The 11,874-nt window shown below is 67.4% G+C and carries 10 protein-coding genes; 6 read left to right on the top strand and 4 right to left on the bottom strand.

The features are described from left to right. Nucleotides 1-314 precede the first annotated feature (314 nt). The 4 genes from ASF60_RS19690 to ASF60_RS19675 all read left to right on the top strand — a co-directional run bounded on the left by ASF60_RS19690 (nt 315) and on the right by ASF60_RS19675 (nt 4,348). Entirely contained in the window at nt 315-785 is a 471-nt protein-coding gene (locus tag ASF60_RS19690) for a response regulator (RefSeq protein WP_056189093.1), read from the top strand. 157 nt (nt 786-942) lie between these two features. Next, entirely contained in the window at nt 943-2,073 is a 1,131-nt protein-coding gene (locus ASF60_RS19685; RefSeq protein ID WP_056189090.1) for a Ppx/GppA phosphatase family protein, read from the top strand. Beyond that, nucleotides 2,070-2,786: an RlmE family RNA methyltransferase gene (locus ASF60_RS19680; protein ID WP_056189087.1), complete on the top strand. Its 717-nt coding sequence runs from the start codon at nt 2,070-2,072 to the stop codon at nt 2,784-2,786. The genes ASF60_RS19685 and ASF60_RS19680 overlap by 4 nt, the downstream gene beginning before the upstream one ends. A gap of 341 nt (nt 2,787-3,127) precedes the next feature. After that, nucleotides 3,128-4,348, top strand: coding sequence for an alpha-hydroxy acid oxidase (locus tag ASF60_RS19675; RefSeq protein WP_244478515.1), 1,221 nt, complete (start codon nt 3,128-3,130; stop codon nt 4,346-4,348). Nucleotides 4,349-4,403: 55 nt separating this feature from the next. Here the strand turns inward: ASF60_RS19675 and ASF60_RS19670 are convergent, their stop codons facing one another. The 3 genes from ASF60_RS19670 to ASF60_RS19660 form a co-directional block, all read right to left on the bottom strand. Beyond that, nucleotides 4,404-4,829, bottom strand: coding sequence for a DUF779 domain-containing protein (locus ASF60_RS19670; protein WP_056189080.1), 426 nt, complete (start codon nt 4,827-4,829; stop codon nt 4,404-4,406). A 124-nt stretch (nt 4,830-4,953) separates the two neighbouring features. Further along, nucleotides 4,954-6,474 (bottom strand): aldehyde dehydrogenase, encoded by a 1,521-nt coding sequence (adh, locus tag ASF60_RS19665; RefSeq protein WP_056189077.1) that lies wholly within the window; start codon nt 6,472-6,474, stop codon nt 4,954-4,956. A gap of 199 nt (nt 6,475-6,673) precedes the next feature. After that, nucleotides 6,674-8,077, bottom strand: a complete 1,404-nt coding sequence (locus ASF60_RS19660; RefSeq protein ID WP_082508092.1) for a serine hydrolase domain-containing protein — start codon at nt 8,075-8,077, stop codon at nt 6,674-6,676. Nucleotides 8,078-8,467: 390 nt separating this feature from the next. On the opposite strand from ASF60_RS19660, the gene ASF60_RS19655 reads away from it, so the two are divergent. Then, complete coding sequence (locus tag ASF60_RS19655; protein WP_156375942.1) at nt 8,468-9,637, top strand: multidrug effflux MFS transporter; 1,170 nt, start codon at nt 8,468-8,470, stop codon at nt 9,635-9,637. Nucleotides 9,638-9,715: 78 nt separating this feature from the next. Next, entirely contained in the window at nt 9,716-10,243 is a 528-nt protein-coding gene (locus ASF60_RS19650; RefSeq protein WP_056189071.1) for a DoxX family protein, read from the top strand. A gap of 3 nt (nt 10,244-10,246) precedes the next feature. On the opposite strand, the gene ASF60_RS19645 is transcribed toward ASF60_RS19650, so the two are convergent. Further along, nucleotides 10,247-11,662, bottom strand: a complete 1,416-nt coding sequence (locus ASF60_RS19645) for an MFS transporter (protein ID WP_056189068.1) — start codon at nt 11,660-11,662, stop codon at nt 10,247-10,249. Nucleotides 11,663-11,874: the final 212 nt, after the last annotated feature.

Here is an 11,874-nt window from a genome sequence, read left to right as displayed (position 1 = left end):
GCCCACGCTCCGCACTATCATTACTCCCAGCAGCGGTGACCAAGAATAACGCCTTAGTCCTGACTGAAAGCTGCCTTGATCGCAAGATGCTTCTGCCCGGGTTCGTCAGGGTTCCGTAACTTTCCTGCGGCAAAATGCGTAGCTTTTTAGCGCACCGGCGAGCTGCTGGCGCCGATGCCTCGCGTTTGGGCAATTTTCAGGCGCCTGTGCGATCGTTGCAATTTGTCGTCGCGCGTTAGCAAAGCGCAAAGGCCGGTCCGGCTAAGCTGTTGCCGGAGCACGCCTGCGCCAGCCGACCGGTCCGACCCTCACACATGATCGCCACACCGAGCTTCCCGGATCTCTCGGCCCTCGTCGTCGACGAAAGCCTCTACATCCGTCGCATCGTGCGCGACATGCTCATGCGCGTCGGGATCAAGCGCGTGCTCGAGGCGCCGGACGGAGCCGAGGCCCTCGGCGTCCTGGCCGAAAGCAAGCCCGACCTGACCATCATCGACTGGGATCTGGCAATTCTCTCCGGGGAGGAGTTCATCCGCCTCGCACGGACGCCGACGACCTCTCCGTCGCCGACCGTGCCGATCATTCTCATGCTCGCCCAGCCACGCCGGAACGTGGTGGATCGGGCGATCTCGCTGGGGGTCAACGAGATCATCGCGAAGCCGTTCTCGCCGAAGACGCTCTGGTCGCGCCTCGATGAAGTCATCAACCGCCCGCGTCCGTTCTCGCAGGTGAAGAGCCTGCTGCGCCCCGTCCCGCGCATGGCGGCGGCCGGCAAACTCGGTTAGATTTCCCCTCGCTCCGTTCGGGCCGCCGGAATCATCCGCCATCCACGCGCCTTTGTTATCGAGGCTTTGCAGTTTGTCGGGGAGACCTGTAGCGTCCTTGCGGAATGTTGGTCCGGCTCTCCGCCTGGGGCCATGATCGAGGATTTCGGCTCGGCCGATGAGGGAAGAGAGCGCCGCGACCCTGCCGGCCCGCCCGAATGGCGGGAAGAAGCCGTCGCCGGCTCCGCTCGCGCGTGTCGAGGCTCCCCGTGTGGAGTCGGCCCGCGTCGAGGCACAGGGTCCGGCCGGTCGCCCGCAGCGCCGCAACGCCTACGCGGCCCTCGATCTTGGCACCAACAATTGCCGCCTGCTGGTCGCCGAGCCGGCCTCGCACGGCTTTCGCGTCATCGATGCGTTCTCGCGCATCGTGCGCCTTGGCGAGGGGCTCGGCAGCTCCGACAGGCTGAGCGAGCCGGCGATCGAGCGGACTCTCGAGGCGCTTCGCGTCTGCCGCGCCAAGATGCAAGCGCGCGGCGTGCTGCGCGCCAAGATCATCGCCACAGAAGCCTGTCGCCTCGCAGTCAACGGCGCCGAATTCGTCGAGCGCGTGCGCAGTGAAGTCGGGCTCGACCTGGAGATCGTCGACCGTCAGACCGAGGCCTATCTGGCGGTGACGGGCTGTGCGGCCCTGGCCGACCCCTATTCGGAGTCGGTCGTTATCTTCGATATCGGCGGCGGCTCGACGGAGATCGCCTGGCTCGACGGGGCAGCCACCAACCCCTCTGCCGACCCCACCCTGCGCATCCGCGCCTGGGATTCGCTTCCCGTCGGGGTCGTGACGCTGGCCGAGCGGCACGGTGGCAGCGACGTCACCCGCCTGACCTTCGAGGGCATGGTCGAGGAGGTCGCAGACCTGCTCGCGCGCTTCGCCATCCGGGCGGCGCCGGCGGCGAATGCGCGGCACTTCCACCTGCTCGGCACCTCCGGTACGGTGACCACGTTGGCAGCGATGCACCTGCGCCTCGCCCGCTACGAGCGTCGGCGCGTGGACGGCCTCTGGATGAGTGATGCGGAAGTCGGCGATGCCATCGACGATCTTCTCGACACCCGCCTCGACCAGCGCGCGGACAATCCGTGCATCGGTCGCGACCGAGCGGATCTCGTGCTGGCCGGCTGTGCCATCCTGGAGGCCATTCGCCGGGCCTTTCCGTCCGACCGCCTCCGGATCGCCGATCGCGGCCTGCGCGAGGGCTTGCTGATGAACATGATGCGTGAGGACGGCGTCTGGCGCCGTGGGAGCTACCGGTGAGTGACAGGCGTGGTGCCAGCGGGGGTTTGCGCGGCGAACTCAAGCAGCGGGTCAAGACGGGGCGGGGCCGCACGGCCTCGCAGAAGCGCTGGCTCGAGCGGCAGCTGAACGATCCCTACGTGGCTCGTGCCCGACGCGAAGGCTATCGCTCGCGTGCGGCCTTCAAGCTGATTGAAATCGATGAGCGCTTCAAGCTGCTCAAGCCCGGGCAGCGCATCGTCGATCTCGGCGCCGCGCCCGGTGGCTGGTCGCAGGTCGCGGCCAAGATCGTCGGGGATACCGGCCGGATCGTCGGCATCGATCTCCTGGAGATCGAGCCGATGGTCGGCGTCGAATTCATCACCCTCGACTTCCTGGCGCCGGAAGCGCCGGCGCTGCTGACCGACCTGCTCGGCGGCCGCGCCGATCTGGTTCTGTCGGACATGGCGGCCAACACCACCGGTCACAAACAGACCGACCACCTGCGGATCATCGGGCTTGCCGAAACGGCCGCCGAGTTCGCGCGCGAGATCCTCGCACCCGGCGGATCGTATCTCGCCAAGGTGTTTCAGGGCGGCACCGAGGGAACTCTGCTGGCCGACCTGAAGCGCGACTTCGCCACCGTGCGCCACGTCAAGCCGAACGCCAGCCGGGCCGATTCCAGCGAACTCTACGTCCTCGCCTCGGGGTATCGGGGCCCGACCGGCGAAACCGCTGATCGGGATGACGCCTGACGGCGCCGCGACCCGACCGGTCGAAGCTTAGCCACGATGCGTTTAATGCAATGCAGCACGAATGTGAGTGCAGACCTTTAGACTGCCGAGATCTACGCCTGCGGTCTTACCGTCGGTTTATTATCATTCCAAAGACTACAGCTGCAATATAACGTCGCAATCCCGGGCCGAGAGATTGACATATAACGCATAGAGCCTGTGTTGCGCATCGCAACAGGGATGGTGCAGGACGGCATCTCCGCGAGATCGCTGTGTGAGCCCATTGAATGACCGAGACGTTTCAAATTCAGCCTCATTCCGAGACTGAAAAACTGCTCCACCGCCGCAAGTTCTTGGAGTTCTTGTCTGCAAGTCCGGTCGTCGCGCCCGGTCTCGTCACGGCCCTGGCAGGCCTCTCGGCCCTCGGCACCGATGCAGCCATGGCCCAGAGCTACGATGTCCTGCGTCAGTCGCCGGGCAATGTCGGCGACATCATCGATTCCCCGACCCAAGCCCTCAACGTGTTCGACTTCGAGCCGGCCGCCAAGAAGGCGCTCCCGCCGGCGCATTACGGATACCTCGCCAGCGGCGTCGACGGCGACGAGACGCTCAAGGCGAATCGTGACGGCTTCGAGAAGATCCGCATCCGTGCCCGTCGCCTGGTCGATGTGCGCAAGATCGACACAACCGTGAAGATCTTCGACGAGACCTGGGCGAGCCCGATCGTGCTGGCCCCGGTCAGCAGCCAGGCCGCCTTCCATCCGGAGGCGGAATCCGCCGTGGCCCGCGGCGCCAAGGTCAAGGGTCACCAGATGATCCTGTCGACCGTGGGCAGCACGTCGATCGAGGACGTGATCAAGGAGCGTGGCGCGCCGGTCTGGTACATGCTTTACCCGACCGACGACTGGGCCGTAACCGAGGCCCTGGTGAAGCGAGCCGAGAAGGCCGGTGCCCCCGCCATCGTCCTCACCGTGGATCGCCAGGGTGGCCGTAACACCGAGACGCTGTTCCGAGAGCGCCGCCTCGACACCCGCAACTGCTCGGATTGCCACACGCCCGGCTTCAAGAACGAAGTCAGCCGCAAGCCGATGTTCGACGGCATCGACGTGTCAAAGGTGACGAACCTCTACGGCACCGGCATGACCTGGGATTACGTCAAGCGCCTGCGCGGCATCGTGAAGGGTAAGCTGGTCCTCAAGGGCATCGTCACGCACGAGGATGCCAAGAAGGCCCTCGATTATGGCGTCGATGCCCTGATCGTATCGAATCACGGCGGACGCGCCGAGGAGAGCCTGGAGGCGACGATCGACGCGTTGCCGGAAGTGGTCAAGGCGGTGAACGGCAAGGTCCCGGTCCTGATCGACGGCGGCTTCCGCCGTGGCACCGACGTGATCAAGGCCCTGGCGCTGGGCGCCAACGCGGTCTGTATCGGCCGGCCCTACGTCTGGGGTCTGGCCGCCTTCGGAGAGCCGGGCGTCACCACCGTTCTGGCGATCATGCAGCGCGAGTTCGAGACGATCATGCGCCAGGTTGGAGCCACCAAGCTCTCCGAGATCTCCCCCGTCAGCGTCAGCCGCGCCTGATCCAATACCTTCCCGGACCGCTGTCGTCCGGGAAGGTGACGTTCGTCGATCGACTTTAGATCCGACAGGCGCCCGCCAACGCCGTATTCTCGGCCTCGGTGAACAGCCGTGAGCGAATGAGGAAGCGCTTGTCGCGTCCGTTCTCCAGGGAGAACATGCCGCCGCGCCCCGGCACCACATCGAGGATGAGGTGCGTGTGCTTCCAGACCGCGAACTGGGGCCGGCTGATCCAGAAATCGGCCCCCGCCACCGTGCCGAGATGGACGTCGCTGTCGCCGGTCAGGAAATCGCCCACCGGGTAGCACATCGGCGACGAGCCATCGCAGCACCCACCCGATTGGTGGAACATCACCGGCCCATGGTCGGCCCGCAATTCCTCGATCAGCGCGACCGCCGCCGGTGTTGCGGTGACGCGCAGGGGCGTACCGTCCGCGCCGGCCTGATCGGCGGAATTCGGATCGAGGGATGCGGTCGCGGTCATCGCGGGGTCTCCGTGAACAGGTCTGTCCGGACAGATAGGGCAGGGGACGAGCACGGGAACGAAAAAGCCCCGGCCGTTGCCGGCCGGGGCAAGTCTCATTCGGGTCCCGAACGGTTCGCCGGTCTCAGAAGAAGCCGAGCTTCTTGGCCGAGTAGCTGACCAGCATGTTCTTGGTCTGCTGGTAGTGGTCGAGCATCATCTTATGGTTCTCGCGGCCGATGCCGGACTGCTTGTAGCCGCCGAAGGCCGCGTGGGCCGGATAGGCGTGGTAGCAGTTCGTCCACACGCGGCCGGCCTGGATGGCGCGGCCGAAGCGGTAGGCACGGGTTCCGTCGCGGGTCCAGACGCCGGCGCCGAGGCCGTAGAGGGTATCGTTGGCGATCGAGAGCGCGTCGGCGTCGTCCTTGAAGGTCGTCACCGAGAGCACCGGGCCGAAGATCTCTTCCTGGAAGATCCGCATCTTGTTGTGGCCGCGGAACACCGTCGGCTTCATGTAGTAGCCTTCCGCGAACTCACCGTCCTTCACGTTGCGCTCGCCGCCGGTCAGGCACTCGGCTCCCTCCTGCCGGCCGATATCCACGTAGCTGAGGATCTTCTCCAACTGCTCGGACGAGGCCTGGGCGCCGATCATCGTGGCGGGGTCGAGGGGTGAGCCCTGCGTGATCGCCTCGACGCGCTTGATCGCCCGCTCCATGAAGCGGTCGTAGATCGACTCGTGCACGAGCGCGCGGCTCGGGCAGGTACAGACCTCGCCCTGGTTGAGGGCGAACATCGTGAAGCCTTCGAGCGCCTTGTCGAAGAAGTCGTCATCCTCGTTGGCGACGTCCGAGAAGAAGATGTTCGGCGACTTGCCGCCGAGTTCCAGCGTCACCGGGATCAGGTTCTGGGAGGCGTACTGCATGATCAGCCGGCCTGTCGTCGTCTCGCCCGTGAAGGCGATCTTGGCGATACGTGGCGACGAGGCCAGCGGCTTGCCGCATTCGAGGCCGAAGCCGTTGACGATGTTGAGCACGCCCGGCGGCAGCAGATCGGCGATGAGCTCGGCCACCACGAGGATCGAGGCGGGCGTCTGCTCGGCCGGCTTCAGCACGACGCAGTTGCCGGCCGCGAGCGCCGGCGCCAGCTTCCACACCGCCATCAGGATGGGGAAGTTCCACGGGATGATCTGCCCGACGACGCCCAGCGGCTCGTGGAAGTGATAAGCGACGGTGTCGTGGTCGATCTCGGAGATCGAGCCTTCCTGCGCGCGGACGCAGCCGGCGAAGTAGCGGAAGTGGTCGATGGCCAGCGGGATGTCGGCGTGGGTCGTTTCGCGGATCGGCTTGCCGTTGTCCCAGGTCTCGGCCAGCGCGATGAGGTCGACATTGTCCTCCATCCGGTCGGCGATCTTGTTCAGGATTCGGGCGCGCTCGCCCGGCGCGGTGCGACCCCAGGCCTCCTTGGCGGCATGGGCGGCATCCAGCGCCTTGTCGACGTCGGCGGCATCCGAGCGGGCGACCTCGCAGATCACCCGGCCGGTGATCGGCGAGGTGTTCTCGAAGTAGCGGCCGGCGACGGGCGAGACCCACTGGCCGCCGATGAAGTTCTCGTACCGGGCCGAGAACGGGGACCTGGTGCCCTGATTCAGAAATTCCGGCTTGTTCATCGCGTATCCTCCTGGTTTGTTTTTATGAACCGCAGCCAAGGCCAGGCGGCGCGTCAAATCAAGATGGACTTTTGGCCAACAGATCGACCGCGCGGCGGAGCCCGCAGGCTGGAACGCACCCGTGTCCGGGATGGCGTCCCGGCCGGCATCCGGATGCTAGTCCGGTTTCGACAAGTTGGCGACCCGGAGGGTGGGTCGCTCAGGGCTGGATCGCCCGGGCGAGACGCCGCGTCGAGATCCGGCGGGCCGTGCGGGAATCGATGCGCGGCCCGGCCCGGGTTTGGCCCGGTGCGTCGAGCAGAAGGCCGGTCGCCCGCCCGTCGGGCTCGATGTCGAGGGCGATGCGGGTCCCGTCCCCGCCCACGAACACCCGGTCGCTCTCGGGAGCCAGAACCAGCCGGGGCAGATCGGTCCCCTGCGCCACCAGTCCGTCGCCCGCACGCGTCAGCCGGAGGATGGACCGCCGGCCGGTGCGATACGATCCGGCGTAGCGTTCGAGCACGTTCGGCGGCACCACGATGCCGGTTGCCTCCGGCTGCCCCAGAACGAGTGCCCCGAGGCGTCGCGACAGCGTCTGGGCCGGTGTCGTCTCGGTGTTTCCGAGCACCACGATCGTCAGGCCAAGATCCGGATAGGTGTCCTTGATCGCCGAGAAGCCGTGCAGAAACCCGCCATGCGACCACAGCCGCGCCCCATAGGCTAGCCCGAGATACAGGCCGAGCCCGTAGCCGTACCCCTCGTCCTTGACCAGCTCCGCCATCGCGGCGGGTCCGAGGACGCGGCCCCCGAGCATAGCCCGATCCCACGCCGCGAGGTCGTCGACGGTCGAGACCAGGCCCCCGGCGCCGAGCGCCGCCGCGGCCGTGACGGGCGTCGCGTTTCGCCACTGCCCGGCCACGCGATGATAGCCGACGGCCCGGCGAGGAACGATCCGTTCGGGATCGGCGTCGCCCGTCCGCGACAGTCCGGCGGGGCCGAGGACGAGGCCGTGCAGCGCCTCCGCAAACGATTCGCCGGTCAGGCGCTCGATCACGGCGCCGAGGAGGATGTATCCGGTGTTGCTGTATTCCTGTGCCGAGCCCGCCGGAAACAGCAGCGCCTCGCCGAACAGCCGGCCGACCACCTCCATTGGCTGGCGCGCCACGCGGGCGATCGTACTGTCGTAATCGGCGAGCGCCGTCACGTTGGGCAAGCCCGAGCGGTGATCGAGCAGCATCCGCACGGTGATCGGCGCCCAGCCCGCCGGCAGACCCGGCATATGGCGGGAGACCGGATCGTCGAGGCCGGTCTGCCCCGCCTCCTGCAGCTTCAGGATCGCCGCGGCCGTGAACTGCTTGCTCAGGGACGCGATGCGGAAACGGGTGTCGGGCGTGTTGGCGACGTCCCACTCGCGATTCGCGGCGCCGTACGCCTGCCGGAACAGCACGACACCGTCCCGGGCCACGATGACGGCGCCGGAGAACAAGCCCGCGCGCGCATACGGCCGCACCAGCGCGTCGGCCTCGTCTGCCAAGGAGCGGCGCGATCCGGCCAAAGCCGTCCGGATCGGGACGAGACCGGCCAGGAGCGCGAGCTGAACGATGCGGCGACGGGTCTCGGGCATGGGCTGGCGGCCTTACCTCTCGCATCGGGCCGATGAAATCGATGTCCGGCGACCCCATTCCACACCTTCCCGCCGGTAACGCGAAAAGGTCGAGGCACGCTTCGCGACGATTGTGGCGCGAGCGCGCCCATCCGTCCGCGAGGCTGGCATGCGGCGGCCCCGATGGCGCCGGCGCGCGGAAGGCACCAACAGCCGGGGCGAGCGTTCTGGCTCGATGACGATCGGGCCGGACCGCCCATCCCCCCGGCCCGCCCATCCTCGAAGGACCGTTTTCAGGTGACCAGTCCCCCGGCCACGACCCTCCACGCCCCTGCTGGACCGACCGGCGCCGCAGCGCCCCAGCCCTGGAAGGGACCGGGCTTCGGCGAGTTCGTGGGCATCGTCGCTCTGATGATGGCGGTGACCGCCATTTCCATCGACAACCTGCTGCCGGCCTTCCCGGCCATCCAGGCGCGATTCGGCGTTGTCGATCCGAACAGCCTGCAACTGCTGATCTACGTCTACATGATCGGATTCGGCACGGCACAGATCGTCTACGGACCGCTCTCCGACACCTACGGCCGCCGCTCCGTCCTGCTCGCTGGCCTCGCGATCTACGTCGTCGGCACCGGACTCGCGATGGTGGCACCGTCGTTCGGCTGGCTGCTGGCGGCCCGCATCATCCAGGGCATCGGCGCCGCGAGCGGTCGCGTACTGTCCACCGCCATCGTGCGCGACCGCTTCGCCGGTCGCGAGATGGCGAGCGTGATGTCGCTGATCATGATGGTGTTCCTGATCGTGCCGATGATCGCCCCGGCCGTGGGCGGCGCGATGCTGCTGTTCGGCTCCTGGGTCTACGTCTTCGTCTCGATGCTGGCGCTGGCCGGAATCCTGGTGGTCTGGTTCGCCTGGCGGATGCCCGAGACACTGCATCCGCAGTACCGGAGGCCATTCTCGCTGGCAGCCGTCGCCCAGGCAGTCGGGATCACGTTCCGGAACCGGATCGCGGTTGGCTATGCCACGGCGCTCGGCCTGCTCACCGGCTGCATCATGGGCTATGTCGGCTCGGCCCAGCAGGTCTTCGACACGGGGCTCTACCAGCTCGGCGCCTTGTTCCCCCTGGCCTTCGGCCTCGTCGCGGGCGCGATGGGAGCCGCGACCCTGGTCAATGCCCGCCTCGTGCGCCGCCTCGGCATGCGTCCGCTGTCGCATGCGGGCCTGAGCCTGTTCGTCGTGGTGGCGGTGGTGCAGGTGGGCGCGGGCCTCGCCTATCAGGGCCACCCGCCTCTGGCGCTGTTTCTCTCGATCCTGGCGGCCAACCAATTTCTGATCAGCTTCGCCATGCCCAATTTCAACGCCCTGGCGCTTCAGCCCCTGGGCGAGATCGCCGGCACCGCCTCGTCCTTCCTCGGCTTCTACACCACGATTCTGGGCGCCTTCTGCGGCTTCCTGATCGGACATGCCTTCGACGGCTCGGTCCTGCCGATCGGCATCGGCTACGCCGTCCTCGGCGCAGGTGCTTTGGCGGTGGTGGCCTGGACCGAGCGCGGCCGCCTGTTCCGGGGCGGCGTTTCGGGTTGAGCACCGCCGACGCTTAACGTCGTCTTCAGCCGGTCCCGACAAAGCTCCGCATCTCGGATGTCAGACGGAGCCCGATACGTGACCGGCCGTGCCCAAGACGGACTGCTCTTCCTCGCACGGCTGCTGCTCGCCGCCGCGCTCCTGCCCACCGGCATCGCCCGAGCCCTCAACGTCTCGGGTTTCGCCCTTACGCTAGCGGCGACCGGTCTGCCGTCACCGAACGCCTTCGCCACCGCGGCGGTGATCGTTCAGGTGTTCGGGCCAGCGGCCCTGCTGCTCGGCGTACTCCCGCGACTCAGCGGATCGGCCCTTGCGATCTTCGTCGGCGTCATGGCCGTCCTGCTGCATCCGTTCTGGCAGTTTTCCGGGCCGAGCGCCGTCGCCGAACGCACCCTCCTGCTGGCTGATTTCGGCTTGGCGGGCGGCTTCCTGATGTACGCACTGACCGGGCCGGGGCGCTGGAGCTGGCAGGGCTGGCGCGAAGCCGGCCGCTCCGGCGGCACGGCGGCCCGGTCGGCCGGGTCCACCAAATCCGTGGCGTCTCGGGCCGGGACCAAGCCGAAGCGTGCCGCCGCCGGGCGAGCCCCGGCACGCGCCGCCGCCTGAGGTCTACGGCATCGCGTTGCGGGGCTCGGCGGCGACGATCCGGTGCCCCGACACTTCCGCACCGGCGTCCGGCCTGAGCCGGCGGAAGGAGAAGAACGACAGGGCGGAGATCAGTGCGACCGCGAAGAAGGCAGGTCCGAAATCGCCCGCCACGATGTCGGAGCGGCCGTGATAGGCGGCCGTCGCCTCCAGGGCCATGGCCCCGAGGGACACGCCGAGACTGAGCGAGAGCTGCTGCGCCACGCTGGCGAGGCTGGTGGCCGCGCTCATGTCGGGCGTCTCCAGATCGGCATACGCGATGGCATTCACGCAGGTGAATTGCAGCGAGCGAACGCAGCCGCCGATCAGCAGCACGCAGATGATCACGGCGTGCGGGGTTTCGGCCGTGAACAGACCGTTCACCGCCAGAAAGCCAGAGGCCACCAGCGCATTCAGGACCATCACGCGACGGAAGCCGTAGGTACGCAGGATGCGTGGGCCGATGAGCTTGATCAGCAGGGCGCCGGCCGCCGCCGCGAAGGTGATGAGCCCCGAACGCAGGGGGTCGAGACCGAAGCCGATCTGCAGCATCAGCGGCAGCAGGAAGGGGATCGCCCCGGTGCCGATGCGGAACAGGCTGCCGCCCGTCACCGCCGCCCGGAAGGTCGGGTAGCGCAGCAGGTCGAGGCGGATCACCGGGTGGGCGATGCCCCGGGAGTGCCGGCGGTACAGCACCAGCAGCACGATACCGCCCACGAGGCAGCCCCAGGATAGGAAGGCGGGCAGAAGATGTCGCCCGATCGAGGCGAGCCCGAGCATCACCGTGGCAAGGCCCAGGCCCGAGAGCAGAAAGCCGACGACGTCCAGGGGCGGGCGCTCCGCCTCGCGGATGTTCTCGAAGTAGAACGTCGCCAGCACGATCCCGGCGATCCCGATCGGGATGTTGATGAAGAAGATCCACCGCCAGTCGAAGTAGGTCGTGATGAAACCGCCGATCGGCGGCCCCAGGATCGGACCGACCAACGCCGGAATCGTCAGATAGGCGAGGGCGCTGACGAGCTCGCTCTTCGGCACGCTGCGCAGGATCACGAGGCGGCCGACCGGCACCATCATGGCGCCTCCGATGCCCTGGAAGAATCGTGCGGCGACGAAGCCAGCCAGCGAATCCGAGGCCGCACAGGCCAGCGAGCCGGCCATGAAGACCGCCAGCGCCGCCCGAAAGACGGTTCGGGCCCCGAGCCGGTCGGCCATCCAGCCACTGATCGGGATGAAGATCGCGAGACTGACCAGGTAGGCGGTCAGCGCGAGCTTCAGGGCGATCGGATCCTCACCCAGGCTCTGGGCGATGGCCGGAAGGGCCGTGGCGATGACGGTCGAGTCCGTGTTCTCCATGAACAGGGCCGTGGCGACCACGAGCGGGACGATCTGGGACGTGCGCATTCGAGCCATCTATGTCGCGGCGAGCGGTTCGGACGCTTCTTAGCTGGGGTCTCGTCGCCGATCGCAAGGGATCGGCCGGTGACGGATCCGGCTGGATGAAAATGCCATGCCGTCCGTGCAGGGTTCGAGGCTCCGACGAGCGTGGCCCTGCGGCCACATCCCGTCAGCATTGGCCCTCCCGAGGGGCGCGCGGCTTTCCACATTGTTGCTGA

Source organism: Methylobacterium sp. Leaf113, assembly GCF_001423325.1.
Lineage (GTDB): Bacteria > Pseudomonadota > Alphaproteobacteria > Rhizobiales > Beijerinckiaceae > Methylobacterium.
Note: the sequence above shows the minus strand (reverse complement) of the source record. Positions and strands in the feature narration are given on the sequence as shown.

What these genes read in the sequence shown, in the direction of transcription:
- ASF60_RS19690 (WP_056189093.1), top strand. Translation starts at nt 315, where the DNA reads ATGATCGCCACACCGAGCTTCCCGGATCTCTCGGCCCTCGTCGTCGAC.
- ASF60_RS19685 (WP_056189090.1), top strand. Translation starts at nt 943, where the DNA reads ATGAGGGAAGAGAGCGCCGCGACCCTGCCGGCCCGCCCGAATGGCGGG.
- ASF60_RS19670 (WP_056189080.1), bottom strand. Translation starts at nt 4,829, where the DNA reads ATGACCGCGACCGCATCCCTCGATCCGAATTCCGCCGATCAGGCCGGC.
- adh (WP_056189077.1), bottom strand. Translation starts at nt 6,474, where the DNA reads ATGAACAAGCCGGAATTTCTGAATCAGGGCACCAGGTCCCCGTTCTCG.
- ASF60_RS19660 (WP_082508092.1), bottom strand. Translation starts at nt 8,077, where the DNA reads ATGCCCGAGACCCGTCGCCGCATCGTTCAGCTCGCGCTCCTGGCCGGT.
- ASF60_RS19655 (WP_156375942.1), top strand. Translation starts at nt 8,468, where the DNA reads ATGATGGCGGTGACCGCCATTTCCATCGACAACCTGCTGCCGGCCTTC.
- ASF60_RS19645 (WP_056189068.1), bottom strand. Translation starts at nt 11,662, where the DNA reads ATGCGCACGTCCCAGATCGTCCCGCTCGTGGTCGCCACGGCCCTGTTC.